Source organism: Bradyrhizobium sp. USDA 376 (assembly GCF_054063675.1).
The window spans coordinates 1,503,458-1,522,655 of sequence record NZ_JBSSGN010000001.1 but is presented as its reverse complement, the minus strand read 5'-3'; the positions used below and the strand labels follow the sequence as shown (position 1 = coordinate 1,522,655).

Annotated in this window: 18 protein-coding genes; 11 read left to right on the top strand and 7 right to left on the bottom strand. The window is 64.2% G+C overall.

All coding sequences use genetic code 11. The features are described from left to right. Positions 1–29: 29 nt before the first annotated feature. Positions 30–914: an amidohydrolase family protein gene (locus ACVJ19_RS07090; protein WP_453949621.1), complete on the bottom strand. Its 885-nt coding sequence runs from the start codon at positions 912–914 to the stop codon at positions 30–32. Positions 915–1,256: 342 nt separating this feature from the next. Here ACVJ19_RS07090 and ykgO point away from each other — a divergent pair, with 342 nt between their 5' ends. The 3 genes from ykgO to ACVJ19_RS07075 all read left to right on the top strand — a co-directional run bounded on the left by ykgO (position 1,257) and on the right by ACVJ19_RS07075 (position 2,537). Next, entirely contained in the window at positions 1,257–1,382 is a 126-nt protein-coding gene (ykgO, locus tag ACVJ19_RS07085) for a type B 50S ribosomal protein L36 (RefSeq protein WP_006611362.1), read from the top strand. Between the two features lie 108 nt (positions 1,383–1,490). Then, positions 1,491–2,147 carry a tetratricopeptide repeat protein gene (locus tag ACVJ19_RS07080; protein ID WP_453949623.1) on the top strand — a complete coding sequence of 219 codons (657 nt, stop codon included), beginning with the start codon at positions 1,491–1,493 and terminating at the stop codon, positions 2,145–2,147. Positions 2,148–2,270: 123 nt separating this feature from the next. After that, a complete protein-coding gene (locus tag ACVJ19_RS07075; protein ID WP_453949624.1) occupies positions 2,271–2,537 on the top strand; it encodes a hypothetical protein in 267 nt (88 codons plus the stop codon). Here the strand turns inward: ACVJ19_RS07075 and ACVJ19_RS07070 are convergent. Further along, positions 2,534–2,716 (bottom strand): hypothetical protein, encoded by a 183-nt coding sequence (locus ACVJ19_RS07070; RefSeq protein ID WP_018648440.1) that lies wholly within the window; start codon positions 2,714–2,716, stop codon positions 2,534–2,536. The genes ACVJ19_RS07075 and ACVJ19_RS07070 overlap by 4 nt on opposite strands. Before the next feature lie 330 nt (positions 2,717–3,046). Here ACVJ19_RS07070 and ACVJ19_RS07065 point away from each other — a divergent pair, with 330 nt between their 5' ends. Then, positions 3,047–4,003 (top strand): alpha/beta fold hydrolase, encoded by a 957-nt coding sequence (locus ACVJ19_RS07065; protein ID WP_453949625.1) that lies wholly within the window; start codon positions 3,047–3,049, stop codon positions 4,001–4,003. Positions 4,004–4,120: 117 nt separating this feature from the next. Here ACVJ19_RS07065 and cycA read toward each other — a convergent pair whose 3' ends face one another. Further along, positions 4,121–4,531, bottom strand: coding sequence for a cytochrome c-550 CycA (gene cycA, locus ACVJ19_RS07060; protein WP_453949626.1), 411 nt, complete (start codon positions 4,529–4,531; stop codon positions 4,121–4,123). A gap of 230 nt (positions 4,532–4,761) precedes the next feature. Between cycA and ACVJ19_RS07055 the strand changes: the two genes are divergently transcribed. Next, positions 4,762–6,255, top strand: a complete 1,494-nt coding sequence (locus tag ACVJ19_RS07055) for an FAD-linked oxidase C-terminal domain-containing protein (protein WP_453949627.1) — start codon at positions 4,762–4,764, stop codon at positions 6,253–6,255. A 49-nt stretch (positions 6,256–6,304) separates the two neighbouring features. Here ACVJ19_RS07055 and ACVJ19_RS07050 read toward each other — a convergent pair whose 3' ends face one another. Beyond that, positions 6,305–6,793: a putative quinol monooxygenase gene (locus tag ACVJ19_RS07050; protein ID WP_453949628.1), complete on the bottom strand. Its 489-nt coding sequence runs from the start codon at positions 6,791–6,793 to the stop codon at positions 6,305–6,307. Positions 6,794–7,014: 221 nt separating this feature from the next. Here ACVJ19_RS07050 and ACVJ19_RS07045 point away from each other — a divergent pair, with 221 nt between their 5' ends. The 4 genes from ACVJ19_RS07045 to ACVJ19_RS07030 all read left to right on the top strand — a co-directional run bounded on the left by ACVJ19_RS07045 (position 7,015) and on the right by ACVJ19_RS07030 (position 11,445). Continuing rightward, positions 7,015–8,253, top strand: a complete 1,239-nt coding sequence (locus ACVJ19_RS07045) for an FAD-binding protein (RefSeq protein WP_453949629.1) — start codon at positions 7,015–7,017, stop codon at positions 8,251–8,253. Further along, entirely contained in the window at positions 8,250–9,572 is a 1,323-nt protein-coding gene (gene glcF, locus ACVJ19_RS07040; RefSeq protein WP_453949630.1) for a glycolate oxidase subunit GlcF, read from the top strand. Before ACVJ19_RS07045 ends, glcF begins: the two co-directional genes overlap by 4 nt. A gap of 84 nt (positions 9,573–9,656) precedes the next feature. Next, a complete protein-coding gene (locus ACVJ19_RS07035) occupies positions 9,657–10,022 on the top strand; it encodes a histone (protein WP_453949631.1) in 366 nt (121 codons plus the stop codon). A gap of 406 nt (positions 10,023–10,428) precedes the next feature. After that, positions 10,429–11,445: a TorF family putative porin gene (locus tag ACVJ19_RS07030; protein WP_453949632.1), complete on the top strand. Its 1,017-nt coding sequence runs from the start codon at positions 10,429–10,431 to the stop codon at positions 11,443–11,445. Between the two features lie 260 nt (positions 11,446–11,705). Here ACVJ19_RS07030 and ACVJ19_RS07025 read toward each other — a convergent pair whose 3' ends face one another. Then, positions 11,706–13,469, bottom strand: a complete 1,764-nt coding sequence (locus tag ACVJ19_RS07025; protein ID WP_453949633.1) for an ABC transporter ATP-binding protein/permease — start codon at positions 13,467–13,469, stop codon at positions 11,706–11,708. Between the two features lie 315 nt (positions 13,470–13,784). On the opposite strand from ACVJ19_RS07025, the gene ACVJ19_RS07020 reads away from it, so the two are divergent. Both ACVJ19_RS07020 and ACVJ19_RS07015 read left to right on the top strand, forming a co-directional pair. Continuing rightward, positions 13,785–15,449, top strand: a complete 1,665-nt coding sequence (locus tag ACVJ19_RS07020; protein WP_453949634.1) for an L-lactate permease — start codon at positions 13,785–13,787, stop codon at positions 15,447–15,449. A gap of 138 nt (positions 15,450–15,587) precedes the next feature. Next, positions 15,588–15,986: an META domain-containing protein gene (locus tag ACVJ19_RS07015; RefSeq protein WP_453949635.1), complete on the top strand. Its 399-nt coding sequence runs from the start codon at positions 15,588–15,590 to the stop codon at positions 15,984–15,986. 161 nt (positions 15,987–16,147) lie between these two features. Here ACVJ19_RS07015 and ACVJ19_RS07010 read toward each other — a convergent pair whose 3' ends face one another. Together ACVJ19_RS07010 and groL are read right to left on the bottom strand one after the other, a co-directional pair. Beyond that, the gene (locus ACVJ19_RS07010) at positions 16,148–17,359 is read right to left on the bottom strand and encodes a hypothetical protein (protein WP_453949636.1); all 1,212 of its coding nucleotides are present in this window, start codon (positions 17,357–17,359) and stop codon (positions 16,148–16,150) included. Positions 17,360–17,559: 200 nt separating this feature from the next. After that, entirely contained in the window at positions 17,560–19,191 is a 1,632-nt protein-coding gene (gene groL / locus ACVJ19_RS07005) for a chaperonin GroEL (RefSeq protein ID WP_453949637.1), read from the bottom strand. Positions 19,192–19,198 lie beyond the last annotated feature (7 nt).

The following is a 19,198-nucleotide window of genomic DNA, read 5'->3' as shown; positions in this document are numbered from 1 at the left end:
AGCGACCCCGCCGATTGACACGAACGGGATTAGATCCCCAGCAGTTTTCGCGCGTTCGCCTTCAGCACCTTCGGCCGGATCTCGTCGCGGATCTCGATCTTGGCAAAATCCGACAGCCAGCGGTCCGGCGTGATCACGGGCCAGTCCGAGCCGAACAGCATTTTGTCCTGGAGAATCGAGTTGATGTAGCGCACCAGGATCGGCGGGAAATACTTCGGCGACCAGCCAGAGAGGTCGATGTAGACGTTGGGCTTGTGGGTCGCGACCGACAGCGCCTCTTCCTGCCAGGGGAAGGAGGGGTGGGCGAGGATGATCTTGAGGTCGGGGAAATCGGCCGCGACGTCGTCCATGTACATCGGGTTGGAATATTTCAGCCGCATGCCCATGCCGCCGGGCATGCCCGAGCCGACGCCGGTCTGGCCGGTGTGGAACAGCGCGATCGCGCCGCCATTGTTGATCTCTTCATAGAGCGGATAGGCCATGCGGTCGTTGGCGTAGAAGCCCTGCATGGTCGGGTGGAATTTGAAGCCGCGCACGCCGTACTCCTCGATCAGCTTGCGCGCCTCGCGTGCCCCGAGCTTGCCCTTGTGCGGATCGATCGAGACGAAGGGAATGAGGACGTCGAGATGCTCGGAGGCGACCTCCAGCATCTCGTAATTGTTGTAGCGGCGGAAGCCGGTCTCGCGCTCGGCATCGACCGGGAAGATCACGGCGGCGATGTTCTTGGAGCGATAATAGGCCGCGGTCTCCGGCACGGTCGGCGGATGCTTGTTCGGGGACTTGAAGTATTCCGCCATCTGCGCCTGGAAGTCGTCATAACCGTCGTCGGCGTGGCAGCCGCAGGGCTCCTCGGCATGGGTGTGGATGTCGATGGCGACGACATCGTCGATGTTTGGCAGCTTCAGCTTCGGCATTGGTTTCCTCCCGACGGGTTGCCAAATTGATTATATCATATAACGAATTTGGCAAGGCGTTGCTGGAGGCAAAACCGGAGGCCGCAAAAGTCGTTGCTGTGCTCGGCCTCTGGTGGTGCAGATCGGGCCGATCCGGCCATTTCTACGGTGCATGGGGTTGTTTTCACGAAATTGCCGGTTCGGAACCGGGCAGTTAACATTGACATGACCTCCCGCCATGCCTTAAGAACCGCCCCGTCCCGGGCGGTCGGTCCGCCAGCGGGAAAGATCTCATTTTGCCACATTCGCGCGTGCCGAAACGGTAGTGCCGAACACGGCCTTTCGAACGTTCAGGATTCTGCCATGAAGGTCCGTAACTCGCTGAAATCGCTGCGCGGTCGCCATCGCGCCAACCGCCTGGTCCGCCGCAAGGGCCGGGTCTATGTGATCAACAAGGTGCAGCGCCGCTTCAAGGCTCGCCAGGGCTGATTTCTGCCCTCGCGGTCGCCTTCGCGCGCCCCGCAAGACCACGGTCTCACACGAGTTTGACGCCGCCTTTGCTTTGCAAGGGCGGCTTTGCGCGTTTAGACTTTCACCATGGCAGTGAGATTCCCTTTCGCGTGCACGCTGTGCCTGGCTCTCGTTCTGGGCGCCACCGGCCTCGCTCCGGCCTTTGTTGCTCCAGCCTTGGCGCAGCAGATTGAGCCGCCGAGCCCGCCCGGCAAGCAGAAGAAGCTGCCGGAGGCGCCGCCCAAGCTGCCCAAGGTCGACCGCAGCAAGAATCTCGATTTCCTGTTCGGCGCGCTGAAGGCGGCGCCCGACGAGGCCAGCGCCAAGCATGTCGAGGCGCGAATTTGGGCGATCTGGCTCCAGACCCCGAGCGACACCGCGGCGCTGCTGATGTCGCGGGCCAAGACCGCGGTCGATGCGCAGAAGATCGAGATCGCGATCAAGCTGCTGGATTCGGTGATCAAGCTCAGGCCCGATTACATCGAGGCCTGGAACCGGCGCGCCACGCTCTATTACATGCAGAACGATTACGGCCGCTCGCTCGCCGACATCCGCGAGGTGCTGATCCGGGAGCCCCGCCATTTCGGCGCGCTCGCCGGCCTTGGTATGATCATGCAGGAGGTCGGCGACGAGAAGCGTGCGCTCGAGGCCTATCGCAAGGCGCTCGCCGTCAATCCGCACCTCGAGAAGATTCCCGACCAGGTCAAGTCGCTGACCGAGAAGGTCGAAGGCCGCGACATCTAGCTGAGAACTCGATCAGTTCTTGAGTGAATGCGGCGCCTGCGGATTAACCACGATCGGAAACGCGGCGTTTTGGCCCTATTGCCGGCCCCGCCACAGGCCTACCTGCATCGCAGGAGCAAAGCCATGAAGCGTTTGATCTTTGCGGGTAGCTTGCTGCTCGCGTCGGGGACGATGAGTTTTGCCGACGGACTGTTCTGGGTGGTCGGCAATCGCGCCACCGGCAGATGCGACATCGTGACCAGCAATCCGGTCATCATCGGCGATATCTGGTTCGGCGACGGTCCCTACAAGTCCAGGGCCGATGCCAAGCTTGCCCGCTCCACGATTCGCGCCTGTCCTGCGCTCCCTCCCGACGAGGAAAAGGCCGAGGACAGTACGAACCAGGACTAATGCAGGACGCTGCCGCCGCGCTCGGCGAGACCGCGATCGGCAGCCGCGGCGTAGGCCTTGGCAAGCTCCGCCTCGAGATGCTCGTTGATCAGGAGCAGCGCCCGCACGGCACCGCGCAGGTCGCCGTTGCAGCTCGCGACGATTTCGTCGATCGCAGTGTCATTCGATCTGAAGCTCATCGAAATTCTCCGGTTCAAACCAGGAAAAATCCTGCCGGCCTTTCCCGCATCCCCTGAAGGCTGCAAGGAGGATCGGCGCCCATCCGCGTCTAAATGGCGGAACCGACCATGGCGATTATATGGAAACCGCTATGACGGTCGCATGAAGCTGGTCCGAAGCTTGCGTGTCGCAGGGCAATATCATTGATTCCATTTGTTTTTTCATGTTTGGCAATTGTGGACATATCCACAGCCCCTTAATTTCTGTGGAAGTGCCGAAGTGCCCGGGGCGAAACTGCCACGTGCCACGCTCGTAATTGTGAAGTGCCCTGGATCGTCCGGATTCTCTCCATGATCGTGATGTCAGTCGTGACGGCGCTGGTTCTGCTGGCGCTGGTCACGCAAGCCGGTGTCATCGCCGTGCAGCGCGCTTTTCCGCCGCAGGGCCGCATGATCGAGGTCGAGGGCGCTGTGCTTCACGTCGTCGACATCGGTCCGCGCGAGGCTGCCTTGCCGATCGTGATGCTGCATGGCGCGAGCTCCAACCTCGAAGCGATGCGGCGTCCGCTCGGCGACCTCCTCGCCCAGGACCATCGCGTCATCCTGATCGATCGTCCCGGCCACGGCTGGAGCACGCGCGCGCGGCGGCGGGATTCGACGCCGCAGGTCCAGGCGCGGATGATCGACGAGGCGCTTCAAAAGCTCGGGATCGATCGCGCGGTCTTCGTGGTGCATTCCTGGAGCGGCGCGCTCGGCGCGCGGATCGCGCTCGATCATCCCCGCCGCGTTGCCGGCCTCGTGATGCTGGCGCCCGTCACGCATCCCTGGCGCGGCGGCGTCGGCCGTTACAACGAACTCATCGCAAGGCCTGTCATCGGCCCGCTGCTCGCCTACACCATCACGCTGCCGCTCGGCTATTTCGTCGCCGAGGCCGGCGCGCGCAACGTGTTCTTGCCGCAGGTTATGCCGGATGGTTTCGTGCAGGACTCCGCGACGCCGCTATTGCTGCGCCCGCGCGAGTTCATCGCCAATGCCTATGATCTGGTGACGTTGAAGGAGGCGGTGACCGCGCAGGTCGCGCGCTATGGCGAGATCAAGGCGCCGGTCACGATCATCGCCGGCGAGCCCGACAAGACGGTGAAGACCAGCACACACGCGCGCCCGTTTGCAGCATTGGTGCCGAATGCAAAGCTGATCGTGCTGCCCGATCTCGGCCACATGGTGCAGAACGCCGTGCCGGATCTGGTGAAGACGGAGATCGGGACGATGATCGGAAACATCGTCCCGGCGCAGGCAGCCGCCGATTAAAGCGCTTTCGAGCGAAGTGGACGCCGGTTCGCGTGAAGAAACGCGTCAAAACAAGAAGCCAGAGCTTCGGTTCCGATTCAATCAGAACCGAAGCTCCAGCGGTCGCCGTTCGCGCGCTTACTGCTTGATCTTCCCGTCCTTGTCGAACTGCGCGATGAAGGTCCAGAGATTGTTGATCTCGGTCTCGTTCTTGATGCCGGCGAACGCCATCTTGGTGCCGGGGATCTTGGCCTTGGGGTCCTTGATGTATTCCTTGAAGGTCGCCTCGTCCCAGGTGATGCCGGAATTCTTGTTCGCATCCGAATAGCTGTAGTCCGGCGCAGTTCCCGACTTGCGGCCGTTGAGGCCGTTCAGCTCGGGGCCAACCTTGTTCTTGGCGCCTTCGCCGATGGCATGGCACGCCAGGCACTTGTTGAACGACGTCTTGCCAGCGGCGACGTCCTGCGCCATCGCTTTGGAAGATATGGCGGTGGACGCTGCGGCAGTCATGGCGAGGGCAACCAGCGCGCCGATAGTCAGTTTTGTCATAAGGGTGCTCTTCGTCTCTTCCCGGGTCAGATGGAGGGTCGTGGTTTTGGCAGGTCCGATGCAAGTGGACAAGCCGCGAAACCTTGACAGGTTTCCTGATAGCCGACTTGCCCCAGAGAGAACTTGCGCTGCAACAAAGCAATGCGACCTTCGGAGGACCCTACCCAAAGACGGCAAGACATGATTGATTTGCCGGGACAATTCCCTCTGTCGGACGAAGGCTTCGTAATATGGCCATCATGATGCCCGCAAGCGACCAGGCGGTGCTGGCGCGTCGCAGCGAGATCGTCGCCGCCTTGCGCGCAATCGTATCAGGCGAAGGCGTGATCGACAGCGCCGCTGAGATGCGGGCCTATGAATCCGACGGGCTGACCGCCTATCGGCAGCCGCCGATGGTGGTGGTGCTGCCTGATACGACCGAGCAGGTTTCGCTCGTCCTGAAATATTGTGCCGCGCAGGGTATCAAGGTGGTGCCGCGCGGCTCCGGCACCTCGCTATCCGGCGGCGCGCTGCCGCTCGAGGACGGTGTGCTGCTCGGGCTCGGCAAGTTCAAGCGCATCCGCGAGATCGATTTCGACAACCGCGTCGTCGTCACCGAGCCCGGCGTCACCAACCTCGCGATCAGCCAGGCGGTCGCGCATGCCGGCTTCTATTACGCGCCGGATCCGTCCTCGCAGATCGCCTGCTCGATCGGCGGCAATGTCGCGGAGAATTCCGGCGGCGTGCACTGCCTGAAATACGGCATGACCACCAACAATGTGCTCGGCTGCGAAATTGTCCTCATGAGCGGCGAGATCCTGCGCATCGGCGGCAAGGGGTGCGAGAACGCCGGCTATGATTTGATGGGCGTCATCACCGGCTCGGAAGGCCTGCTCGGCGTCATCACCGAGATCACGGTGCGCATCCTGCAAAAGCCGGAGACGGCGCGCGCGCTGATGGTCGGTTTTGCGCAGGTCGAGGCGGCCGGCGAATGCGTGGCACGCATCATCGGCGCCGGCATCATTCCCGGCGGCATGGAGATGATGGACAAGCCCGCGATCCACGCCGCCGAAGCCTTCGTCCATGCCGGCTATCCGCTCGATGTCGAAGCGCTGCTCATCATCGAGCTCGACGGTCCCAAGATCGAGGTCGACGAGTTGATCACGCGCGTCGAGAGCATCGCAAGAGGCTGCGGCTCGGTGACGCTGCAGATCTCCAATTCGGAGGCCGAGCGCAACCTGTTCTGGGCCGGCCGCAAGGCGGCGTTCCCCGCCGTGGGCCGCATCTCGCCCGACTATCTCTGCATGGACGGCACGATCCCGCGCGGCGCGCTGCCGAAGGCGCTGGCGCGCATCCGCGAGCTCTCGGAAAAATACCAGCTCGGCTGCGCCAACGTGTTCCACGCCGGCGACGGCAATCTGCACCCGCTGATCCTCTACGACGCCAACAAGCCCGGCGAGATCGAGCGCGCCGAGGCTTTTGGTGCCGACATCCTGCGCGCCTGCGTCGAGTTCGGCGGCGTGCTCACCGGCGAGCACGGCGTCGGCATCGAGAAGCGCGATCTGATGGGCGACATGTTCACCGAAATCGATCTCAACCAGCAGCAGCGCCTGAAATGCGCCTTCGATGCGCAGGGCCTGCTCAATCCCGGAAAAGTGTTTCCGACCCTGCACCGCTGCGCCGAGCTCGGCCGCATGCATGTGCATGCCGGCAAGGTGGCGTTTCCGGACATCCCGCGGTTCTAGGCGCTCGCGAAAGAAAGGGCCCGCGGTGCGGGCCCTTCTCCCGCGAACCTCACAGCAGCCCGTACTGCGCCCGTTCGCGCTTTGCCAGCAGCGGCAGCGCTTGGCCGGCGATGTAGGTCTTGAAATGCGTGCTCTCCTGGTGCGCCTTGAAGGCGGCCTCGTCGCGGAACAGCTCGTAGAACAGGAACTGGGCCGGATTGTCCTTGCCGCGCGAGATCAGGAACAACTTGACGCCGTCCTCGCGCTGCGCCTCCGGCAGGAAGTGGTCGAGGATCCCTGCGACCTTGTCGGCCTCATCAGGCTTTGCCTCCCATTGCGCGACGACGAGCAGGCCGCCGCCGTCGACGGCGTCGCTGAGAGATTTCTGCGTGGCATAATGGTTCATGGTTCTTCCTCCTTGCTGCTGGGCTTGAGATGACGCCGCCGTCCATGGCGAGAGGTCGATCGCCAGCGCGGCTCCGAAGGCCCGGACGACTGACCTGCGGCTGAACGCTTCGTTGGCGCGCGGCATCAGTCGCTCATGTGTCGATCGCTTCATGTCTGTCACCATCGGTTGGTCGCGACTGCGATCGGCGCAGACTTGTAGCGACGGCCCGCCGGCTTTGGTTCGCCGATGATCGAAGTGTCGATGTCGTGAACGCTTCGATGATGATCGAGGCGTCGATGTGGGCGTTGCACGGGGCGCAATCGCGCAGGCAATGGTCGTTGGCGTCACGCCGCATTTGATTTTGGCGGCGAATTTCGCTACCGCCTTTTCCCGTGGATACGCTCAGGGTCAGAGACGCCAAAGACGTCGAAGAGGTGGTGCGCGCGGCGATTGCCAATGAGCAGCCGCTCGAGATCATCGGCCATGGCAGCAAGCGCAGCATTGGCCACGCCATGGCGACCAACGCCGTGCTCGACATCTCCGCGCTGAATGCCGTCACCTCCTACGAGCCCAACGAGCTGATCGTGACACTCCAGGCCGGGGCGCCGCTCGCCGACGTGCTGTCGCTGATCGATGCCAAGAACCAGCAATTCGCCTTCGAACCGATGAACACCGCGCCGCTGCTCGGCACGCCGGTATCAGGCACCATCGGCGGCATGATCGCGGCCGGGCTCGCCGGGCCGCGGCGCATCCGGGCGGGCGGGGCGCGCGATCACCTGCTCGGCGCGCATGCCGTTTCCGGTTTCGGCGACAGCTTCAAGACCGGTGGCAAGGTGGTGAAGAACGTCACCGGCTACGACCTCTGCAAGCTGCTCGCGGGGTCCTGGGGCACGCTGTCGGTGATGACCGAGGTCACGCTCAAGGTGATGCCGAAGCCGGAAGCCGAGCGGACGCTGCTGCTGCGCGGGTTAGATGATGCCGCCGCCAACAAGGCGATGATCGCGGCGCTCGGCTCGCCTTTTGACGTCTCCGGTGCCGCGCACCTGCCGAAATCGGCGCTCCGGGCCAGGACCGACGGACTTGGCGACATTGCAGGCCAGGGCGAGGCGCTGACCGCACTGCGGCTCGAGGGCATCACCGCCTCCGCCGCCCACCGCGCCGGCTCGCTGCGAGAATTGCTGGTGCCGTTCGGAACCGCAAACCTGATCGAGGACGAGGCGTCGTCCGCGCTATGGGCCACGCTACGTGACGTGCTGCCGTTCGCGGCCGGCGGCGCGCTGGGGGCATGGCCTGTCTGGCGGATCGTCTGCCCGCCGGCATCGGGTGCGGCGCTCGGGACGCAATTGGCGCGCGAGACCGGCGGCGACGTGATCTATGATTGGGCCGGCGGATTGATCTGGGCCGCATTGCCGCCGAAGGGCGACGCGCATGCCCCGGTCGTACGTGCATGCGCGAATGCGGTTGGGGGTCATGCCACGCTGGTCCGGGCGGCCGAGGATGTCAGGCGCGATGTCGACGTGTTCCATCCGCAAGCGCCCGGCATCGCCGCCCTGAGCGAGCGGGTGCGCGCCAGTTTCGATCCGAAGACGATTCTCAACCGGGGACGCCTGAGCCGGGGCGCTGCGGCATGAAGACCGAATTCTCACTCGCGCAACTCGCCGATCCCGATATCGCGGAAGCCGACAAGATCCTGCGCGCCTGCGTCCATTGCGGCTTCTGCACTGCAACCTGTCCGACCTATGTGCTGCTCGGCGACGAGCTCGATAGCCCCCGCGGCCGCATCTACCTGATCAAGGAGATGCTGGAGAAGGACCAGGCGCCGACGGCCGAGGTGGTCAAGCATATCGATCGCTGCCTGTCGTGCCTGGCCTGCATGACGACCTGCCCGTCAGGGGTGAACTACATGCATCTCGTCGACCAGGCCCGGGTCAGGATCGAGCAGCGCTATCAGCGGCCGCTGACCGAGCGGCTGTTGCGCCAGGTTCTGGCCTTCGTCCTGCCGGACCCGCAGCGTTTTCGCTGGAGCATGGTGCTGGCGCGGCTGGCCCGTCCGCTCGCCGTGTTCCTGCCGACGCCGCGGCCCTCGGCCACGCCCGGCCTGATCCAGCGCCTCAAGGCGATGCTGGCGCTGGCGCCGAACCGGCTGCCGCCACCAGGGCCCCTCCCGGGCAGCGTGTTCGCGGCCCTCGGCAAGAAGCGCGGCCGGGTCGCGCTGCTCCAGGGCTGTGCCCAGCAGGTGCTGGCGCCGCGCATCAACCAGGCCGCCATCAGCCTGCTCACCCGTCACGGCATCGAGGTCATCCTGGTCAGGGACGAGCAGTGCTGCGGAGCGCTGACCCATCACCTCGGCAACGACCAGGATGCGCTGGCGCGGGCGCGTGCCAACGTCGCGGCGTGGCAGAAGGAGGCCGCCGGCGAAGGGCTCGACGCCATCCTGGTGACGACGTCCGGCTGCGGCACCGTGATCAAGGACTATGGCTATCTGCTGCGCGAGGACGCTACGTTCGCAGCCGATGCGGCGAAGGTGTCCGCGCTTGCCAAGGACATCACCGAATACGTCGCGGGTCTCAGCCTCTCACCGAGCACGCGACACGACGACATCGTCGTCGCCTATCACTCCGCATGTTCGTTGCAGCACGGGCAGAAAATCACGGGGCTTCCGAAAGAATTGCTTTCCAAGAATGGATTCGTGGTGAAAGATGTACCCGAGAGCCATTTGTGTTGCGGTTCGGCGGGGACCTACAACATTCTCCAGCCCGAGCTTGCGGGCCGGTTGCGCGATCGCAAGGTCGCCAACATCGCGAGCGTCAAGCCGGACATGATTGCCGCGGGCAATATCGGCTGCATGGTGCAGATTGCCAGTGGCACGTCAGTTCCGGTCGTACACACGATTGAGCTTCTCGATTGGGCTACGGGCGGGTCGCGGCCGGCACTGAACGCGCAAGTTTGAGCTTTCAGAGCCTGAACTTTCCTCCCGAGGTGACGACTGAAGGCGCCCGATCGACCATTGTTCGGCGGCAACAGGAGGACCACGATGGCGAAAGCGAAGAAGAAGAAAAGCAAGAAGGCGAAAAAGGCCAAGAAGGCTGTAGCGGCGAAGAAGACCGCGAAGAAGGCGACGAAGAAGAAGGCAGCCAAGAAGTCCGCGAAGAAATCTGCCAAGAAATCTGCAAAGAAGGCCGCCCCGAAAAAGGCTGCCAAGAAGACAGCAAAGAAGGCGGCGGCCAAGGCTGCACCGAAGAAAGCCGCGAAGAAAGCGGCACCGAAGAAGGCGAAGGCAGCTCCCGCGCCGAAGCCGTCAGCGCCGGCGGCGGCTCCGGCTCCCGAGCCCGCCGCCGAAACGAGCTGGGCGATGCCTTCGTCTTCTGCGGAACCGACGCCGGCCGAGGGGCAAAGCTAGGCTGAAGGCGCCTTTCTCGATCTCTTGGACGATCTGCAAGCAGAAGGGCCGTGGCGGTAACGCTGCGGCCTTTTTGCATCGCCGCCTCGGAGGTGGGTGTGGCCGCTTCTTTGGGGCCCGGTTGATTCGTGGCGCCGGCACCACGAAGCCGAAGGCATCCGTACTTGCACGGCCCGCTTATGCACTATGGAGTGCAAATAATGTGATCGAGAAGCCACACAGGCTGACAACCTTTCGTGGAAACCTTAAAACGCCTAAAAAGTCGGCAGATGCCCGCGCTTTTTGCTTCACCGTTCGCATCCCTCGCTCCAGATTGTCGCAGTAACGCAATTTTGCAGACAGGTCGCATGCCCCGGGGGGCTTCCGGAGCCGACTGGTGAGTAAGAACGGGTAGATGGGGATCGAAATGAAAAAAGTGGCTTTGTTGGCAACGGCGCTGGCAATGGTGACGACGGGTTCGGCTTTCGCGGCGGACATGGCGGTGAAGGCCAGGAAGGCCCCGCCGCCGGTGGTTGCTTTCGATCCCTGGGATATCGCGTTCGGCGGCGCGATCATGAGCGACTACATCTTCCGCGGTATCACCCAGTCGAACCATAAGCCGTCGGTCGCGGCCTATTTCGAGCCCCGCTACAACGTCACCAAGGACCTCCAGCTCTATGTCGGCGTGGCCGGTGAGAGCATTTCCTTCCCGAACCGCGCTGCGGCCGAGATCGACGTCTACGGCGGTATCCGCCCGACCTTCGGTGCGTTCGCCTTCGATATCGGCGTGTGGGGCTACCTGTATCCGGGCGGCACCTGCTACTTCGGCGGCACCGGCATCGACAACGCCGGCGTCTTCCAGGGCGCCGACTGCGCCGAGAAGGCCTTGCTCAACACCAACGTGATCAAGAAGGACCTGAGCTTCTTCGAAGTCTACGGCAAGTTCACCTACACCGTGAACGACAACTGGTCGTTCGGCCTGAACGAATACTACACCCCGAGCTATCTGAACTCGGGCGCCTGGGGCAACTACACCTCGATCGTCGGCAAGTATACCGCGCCCAGCACGGTGTTCGGCTCGAGCGGCGTCGGCATGTATGTGTCGGGTGAGTTCGGCCGTCAGTGGCTCGGCACCTCCGACAGCTTCTACGGCGTGCCGGCTTTCCCGAACGGCATCAAATATGCCGATTACAACACCTGGAACATCGGCGTCGGCTTCACCTACAAGGTCATGACGCTGGATCTGCGCTACTCCGATACGGACCTGTCGAAGGGTGACTGTAACGCCTTCACCAGCGATTTCTCGGCACGCGGCAACATCACGGCATCGACCGGCACCTTCGTGACGCCGATCAATCCGACGGGCGTCGGCTCCAACTGGTGCGGCGCGGCCGGCATCGCCAAGCTGTCGTTCGACCTGACGGCGATGACCAGCCTGAAGTAAGTTTCTTTCCGGGACTACTCACGAGGGCGGCAGAGCAATCTGCCGCCCTTTTGCTTTGGGGGTGTGTCGTACCGTCTGTGAGAGCGCTCGGCCCGCATGGTTCGAGACACGCCGGAAGGCGGCGCCCTCACCATGAGGATCTAGGATCTTGCCGCGAGGACAGACCTCATCCTGAGGGCCGCCGAAGGCGGGCGTCTCGAAGGATGGCTACAAAGAGGGGCCTGTCGAGGTACGGCAGCTTTCGGCTTGGTTGCGCCGCCTCAGCGCGCCGCGGTCGGCTCCTTCTCGGCCGGCGCGCCGGCGCTGCCGAGGACATGGATCTCGCCGTCCTGCACCATCGCCACCTTGCGGGTGTGGAAGACATCGAGCGTCGAGCGGTGGCCGATCGAGACGATGGTGGCCTGCGGCAGCTTCTCTGTCAGCAGCCGGTACAGCCGCGCCTCGGACGGCTCGTCCAGCGACGCCGTGGCCTCGTCAAGGAACAGATAATCGGGTGCATGCAGCAGGGCGCGGGCGAGCCCGAGGCGCTGCTGCTCGCCGAGCGACAGCATCCGGTTCCAGTGACCGTCCTCGTCGAGCCGTCCGGCGAGGTTGGGCAGCCCGACTGCAATCAGCGTGTCCCTCACACGTGCGGCTTCGAACGCATCAGGCTTTGCCGGATAGACCACGGCATCGCGCAGCTTGCCGACGGGGAAATAGGGGCGCTGCGGCAGCATCATCAGCCTGGCCTTTTCGGGGACGAGGATGGTCCCGGTGCCGAACGGCCAGATGCCCGCGATGGCCCGGAACAGCGTCGACTTGCCGGAGCCGGACGGACCGGTCACCAGCACGCGTTCCGAAGGCTGGATGGCAAAGGCATCGGCCGCAACCAGCGGCGTGCCGTTGGGCAGGTTCACGCACAGCTGCTCGAGGGCGATGATGCGGCTGCCGCCCGCAGCCTTGAGGGCGATCGCAGGCTCATGCGCCGGCAGGTCTGTGGCGGAAGCGACCGACATCTCGAAGCCGTCGAGGCGCGCGACGATCGAGCGCCATTCCGCCAGCGCCCGGTAAGCCGTGACGAAGAACGACAACGCGCCTTGTACGCTGGAGAAGGCGGATGCGGTCTGCATCATGTCGCCGAGCTGGATCTTCTTGGCGAAGAAGGCGGGTGCCACCAGCACGTAGGGAAAGATCACGGCGGCCTGCTGATAGCTCGCCGTGAACGCGGTGAGCCGCTTGGTCCGGCTCATGATGGAGTACCAGTTGCCGATCACGAAGCCGAAGCGATCCAGCAGCCGGCCGCGTTCGGCGCCCTCGCCCTTGAGCAGCGCGATCTGCTCGGAGTTCTCGCGGACGCGGACGAGGTTGAAGCGGAAGTCGGCTTCATAGCGCTGCTGCTCGAAATTGAGGTTCACCAGCGGGCTGCCGATCCAGTGCGTCAGCGCAGTGCCGAAGATCGCGTAGATCAGTGCGCCCCAGCACAGATAGCCCGGGATCATGAGGTCTGTGCCGAACAGGTGCAGCGGCGCGGCGTTGGAGAGGCCCCAGAGGATGATCACGAAGGAGAACAGCGTCACGATCGAGGAGAGCAGGCCGAGCCCGATCGTCAAGGTCTGCTCGACGAAGTTCTTGACGTCTTCGGTGATACGCTGGTCCGGGTTGTCGGCCGCATCGCCCTTGAGCTGCATCCGGTAATGCGTGGCGCTCTCGAGCCATTCGCCGAGATAGTGCCGGGTCAGCCATTGCCGCCAGCGGATCTGCAGCCACTGGTTCAGGTACAGCTTGTAGACCGCCAGCGCGATGTAGGTGGAGGCGAGGGCAACGAAGATCCAGATCTGCGTGACGAAGGCGTCCCAGTCGCTCGCCTGCAGAGCGCTATAGAATCTGTTCTGCCACTGGTTCACCAGCACGTCGATCGCCACCAGCGCCAGCTCCATGGCAATGACGGCGCCGAGCAGGCCGCGGCCGGCCCATTTGTCTTCGGATCGGAAATAGGGCACGGCGATTCGCCAGACGATCGCGAGCGTGGCGCGGATGTTGTTCACAGAGCTCTGTCTCCTCGAGGGGATGTGCACAAATGCCCTGAGCCAAAGACTTGAGGCAATGGCGAAAACGGGCGCGCTTAGACTAAAGTCGCAAGTTCTGCAATTTGCGTTGGATTGTCGCAGCCTGCAACCCTAGCATGGGCTCGACGGCGCGGGGCGGGGTGCTCTGGGATTTCGCGAGCTTGTGAGCGGACGGGAACCGCCCGCAGTCGCGAGGAATTCGCGTCCAGCCCGGGGGTTATCGCTTCCAGCGAAAAGCAGGATCGGCTCTCCACGCGGGCCGTCTGCCGCAAACATGCGTGGGGAGGAAGACTTATGTGGAATCAAATTTATGATCCGCTGCACAGCTCGGTGCTGTCGACGATCGCAGCGGCGATCCCCGTCGTCACGCTGCTGGTCCTGATCGCGAGCGGCCGCGTCAAGGCGCATATTGCTGCCGTCATCGCCGTGATCGTCACCAACCTGATCACGATCTTCGTCTTCACCATGCCGGTGAACATGTCGATCCGCGCCTCGATGCTCGGCATCGTGACCGGCTTCTTCCCGATCGGCTGGATCGTCCTCAACGTCATCTTCCTCTACCAGGTGACGGTGGCGACCGGGCGCTTCGAACTGTTGAAGCGCGCGATCGGCGGCGTCACCGAGGACCGGCGGCTGCAGCTGTTGCTGATCGCGTTCTCGTTCGGCGCGTTCTTCGAGGGCGCCTCGGGTTTCGGCACGCCGGTCGCGATCACGGGTGCCGTGCTGATCGGGCTCGGCTTCTCGCCGCTCGCGGCCTCCGGCCTCTCGCTGATCGCCAACACCGCGCCGGTGGCATATGGCGCGCTCGGCACGCCGATCCAGGGCCTTGCCTCGGTCACAGGGCTCGATCCCTACATCCTGGGTGCGATGGTCGGACGGCAATTGCCGTTCTTCTCGCTGATCGTGCCGTTCTGGGTCGTCTGGGCGTTCGCGGGCTGGCGGGGCATGAAGGATGTCTGGCCGGCGATCCTCGTCACCGGCGTGTCCTTTGCGATCCCGCAATTCGTGATCTCCAACTACATCAATCCTTGGATCGTCGACATCGGCGCCTCGCTGATCTCGATGGGCGCCCTCATCCTGTTTCTGAAGGTCTGGCACCCGAGGCAGCTCTGGCTGTCGCCGGAGCTGCGCGGACACGACGAGTCGCATGCGACCATGGCGCCGGCGAAGCCGCTCGACAAGACTCCGCTCACGCAAGCCCAGCTCTGGAGCGCGCTCTTGCCATGGATCATCGTCTGCGTCGTGATGCTGCTGTGGGGAAGCGGCTGGTTCAAGACCTGGGCGAACTCGATCTTCACCTTCAACTACGCGGTTCCCGAGCTCGACAAGATGATCAACAAGATGCCGCCGGTGGCGGCGAAACCGACGCCGGAAGGCGCAGTGTTCGCCTTCACCTACCTGTCCTTCACTGGCACGGGCATGCTGATCGCGGCGATCATCTCCGGCTTCCTCATGGGCGTCGGTCCCGGCAAGCTGCTCGTTGAATATGGCCGTACTATCCGGCTATGCGCGATATCGCTGATCACGATCTCGGCGATGCTCGCGATCGGCACCTTGACGCGGCTCTCCGGCGTCGACGCGACGCTCGGTCTCGCCTTCGCCGCAACCGGCGTGCTCTATCCCTTCTTCGGCACGCTGCTCGGCTGGCTCGGCGTGGCGCTGACCGGATCGGACACGTCGTCGAATATCCTGTTCGGCAATCTCCAGAAGATCACCTCCGAGCAGCTCGGCCTGTCGCCGATCCTGATGGCTGCTGCGAACTCCTCGGGCGGCGTGATGGGCAAGATGATCGACGCACAGTCGATCGTGGTCGCCTCCACCGCCACCAACTGGTACGGCCACGAGGGCACCATCCTGCGCTTCGTGTTCTGGCACTCGATCGTGCTGGCCTGTCTCGTCGGTGTGCTCGTGACGTTGCAGGCCTATGTCTGGCCGTTCACGGCGATGGTGCTGAAGTAGCAGGCCACGCCCGGCTTCGATCAAATCCCCGCGGGGCTTCATCCCCGCGGGGATTTTTGCATCGTGCGCAGGCGAACCTTCTCAAGGGCGCCGCCGTCTTATAGAAGGTGCGGCAAATCAGGTCGGTCGAGAGGTTTCATGGTTTCGCTCAGGCAGATGGTGTGCGCGGCGGTTGCAATGCTGGCGATGTCCACGCTCGCGCGCGCCGAGGACGGTTTTCCTTTCGGCACCGAGATGACGCTGGAGGCGCTGCCGCAAGCCGGCTCGAAACGGATTCCGAACATCGAGATCGGCGACAATGGCGAGGTCGTGCTCGAGCTCTGGTGCAAGGGCGGCAAGGGCCAGTTCTCGGTCGCCGGCAACACCGTGATCTTCGTCCCCGGCCAGATCCAGGACCGGTCCTGTCCGCAAGCAAAGGCCCAGGCCGACGACGAGTTGGTCGCAGCGCTCGGCAGCGTCGAGACCTGGAAACGCCAGGGCGACGTGCTGACGCTGATCGGCCCCAAGCCGCTGCGCTTCCGCGTGAACGGGAATTAGGTCTCGCGAACGTTGCTCTCGTGTCCCGGACAAGGCGCGTCGCGGAAGCGATGCGCCGCAGAGCCGGGACCCAGTTTCCTATCCGCGACTTTGCATGGCGCCTCTGGGCCCCGGCTCTGCAGCACATCTGCGCTGCGTCCGGGGCACGATAGTTCAGCGCGTCACTTCCACACCGACTTGTCGGCGTCCCAGCGCTGGCCTTTCAGTTCCTTGACAAGCGCCTCGACCGAGCCGTTGTCGTCGGGCTGATCGCCTTCCTCGTCGGCCGAAGCTTCGTCCGAGAGGTTGAGCTTGGCGCCGCTGCTCTCATCGCTGGTCGTGGTCGCGGGGCTGCCGATCCACAGCATCAGCTTGTCGGTGGTGCCGGGCTTGTCGGGCGAGAGGAGCCCTGCGACCTCGATCGTGTCGGTGAGCTCGAGCGCCGGATGATCCTGGTTCGGCCGCTTGAACACCAGCTTGAGCTTGCCGGTCGCCGGGTTGAAGCTTTGCGACACCGGCTTTGCCGCGAGCGACTTGCTCAGCACGCCCGCAACTGCGGTTGCGAGCTTGTCGCGGTTGATCTTGTCGCCGTCGCGCCAGTCGGCGGCGGGGAAACGGATGGTGCGGTCCATCTCGGTCATGCCCGCGGTCCAGCCTGCCGCGGTGACGCCCGGCATCGTCTTGAATTTTGCCAGCAGCGCGGCCGCGCGCTCCGGGTCGACCGACATGTTGATGGTCTGCTCGCCGGCGCGCAGCGCATCGCAGCCGACATTGAGGCTCGACAGCGTCACCTCGACCGCCTGGCCCTTCAGGCTCTTCAGGAACTCGGTCGCCGCGTCCAGCTTCACCTTCACCGCGATCGCCTCCGGCGAGACGTCGGTGAAATCCTTCGGCTGCGGCGTGATGCCGTCGTCGGAGGTCTGGTTGTCCTGAAACTCCTTCTCGCTGAGATCGGAATTGTCGGGCGAGGTGACCTCGGTCACGGCCTGGCCAATGCTGATCTGGCCGCGGAATTCGAAGGTGTCGCCGCTCTGCTTGCGCAGCAGCTTGACGCTGACGGGCGCCTTCTCGCCGAGGCTCTGCGTCGTGCCGGTCAGCGTCTGGCCGGCGACCTGGAGATTGACGACGAAGCGGTCCTTGCGCTCGGAGTTCTTCGCGACCGGGTAACAGACGTCGAGCACGGCGGCCGTCACCGTCTTGCCCTGCCGCGTCTCCTTCAGGATCACGTCGGCATTGCCGTCCATCAGCCCGTCGATCGAGGTGAAATAGCGCGTCTCGGTTCCGCCCGGCGCCGTGGCCTTGGGCGACAGTTTCATCTGGGCGGAGGCGGTTTCGGGCGAGACGGCGAGCAGAGCCGCCAGAAGGGCAGTCGAACAAACCAGGAGCGCGCGCATCGACGAAATCCTCGGGCAGTGGGGCATGATCCGGAAAAGTGTGAAGCGGTTTTCCGAGAGGATCATGCCCAAACAATCAGAATCGGCGCCACCGTAGTGGGTTTTGGCCGCCGGTTGAATCGGAAAGCGGCGGGGCAGGGTCGGCAAAAAAGAAGGCCGCCCGGAGGCGGCCTTCGCAATGCTGTAAGATGAGGAAGGGCTTAGAAGCCGCCCATGCCGCCGCCTGCGGGCATGGCGGGCGGAGCTTCCTTCTTCGGCAGCTCGGCGACCATGGCTTCGGTGGTCACCAGGAGGCCGGCCACGGAGGAGGCGTCCTGCAGCGCGGTGCGCACCACCTTGGCGGGGTCGATGATGCCCTTCTCGACCATGTCGACATAGTCCTCGTTCTGGGCGTCGAAGCCGAAGGTCTCGGACTTGTTCTCCAGGATCTTGCCGACCACGATCGAGCCTTCCACGCCGGCGTTCTCGGAGATCTGGCGGATCGGGGCTTCCAGCGCCTTCAGCACGATGTTGATGCCGGCCTGGACGTCGTCATTGGCGTTGGACAGACGGCCCACCGCCTTCTTGGCGCGGAGCAGCGCGACGCCGCCGCCGGGGACGATGCCTTCCTGCACCGCGGCGCGGGTGGCGTTGAGCGCGTCCTCGACGCGGTCCTTCTTCTCCTTGACCTCGATCTCGGTGGCGCCGCCGACGCGGATCACCGCGACGCCGCCGGCGAGCTTGGCGAGGCGCTCCTGCAGCTTCTCGCGGTCGTAGTCGGAGGTGGTCTCCTCGATCTGCGCCTTGATCTGGCCGACGCGGGCCTCGATATCGGGCTTCTTGCCGGCGCCGTTGACGATCGTGGTGTTCTCCTTGTCGATCACCACCTTCTTGGCGCGGCCGAGCATCTTCACCGTGACGTTCTCGAGCTTGATGCCGAGCTCCTCGGAGATCAGCTGGCCGCCGGTGAGGATCGCGATGTCCTCGAGCATGGCCTTGCGGCGGTCACCGAAGCCCGGCGCCTTGACGGCGGCAACCTTGAGGCCGCCGCGCAGGCGGTTGACGACCAGGGTGGCGAGCGCCTCGCCCTCGACGTCCTCGGCGATGATGACGAGCGGCTTGCCCGACTGCACCACGGCTTCGAGCACCGGCAGCATGGCCTGCAGGCCCGACAGCTTCTTCTCGTGCAGGAGGATGTAGGCGTCCTCGAGCTCGGCGGTCATCTTCTCGGCGTTGGTGACGAAGTAGGGGCTGAGATAGCCGCGGTCGAACTTCATGCCCTCGACGATGTCCACCTCGGTGTCGAGCGACTTGTTCTCCTCGACGGTGATGACGCCCTCGTTGCCGACCTTCTGCATCGCCTGCGCGATCATCTTGCCGATGGCGGCATCGCCGTTGGCCGAGATGGTGCCGACCTGGGCGACCTCGGAGGAGGCGGCGACCGGCTTCGCGCGTTTCTCGATGTCCTTGATGACGGCGGCAACCGCGGTGTCGATGCCGCGCTTGAGGTCCATCGGGTTCATGCCGGCGGCAACCGCCTTGGCGCCTTCGCGCACGATGGCCTGGGCCAGCACGGTGGCGGTGGTGGTGCCGTCGCCGGCGAGGTCGTTGGTCTTGGAGGCGACCTCACGCACCATCTGGGCGCCCATGTTCTCGAACTTGTCCTCGAGCTCGATCTCCTTGGCGACGGTGACGCCGTCCTTGGTGATGCGGGGTGCGCCGAAGCTCTTCTCGATGACGACGTTGCGGCCCTTCGGGCCGAGCGTCACCTTGACGGCGTTGGCGAGAATGTCGACGCCGCGCAGCATGCGTTCGCGCGCCTCTCCGGAAAACTTGACGTCTTTGGCAGCCATTTCTGCA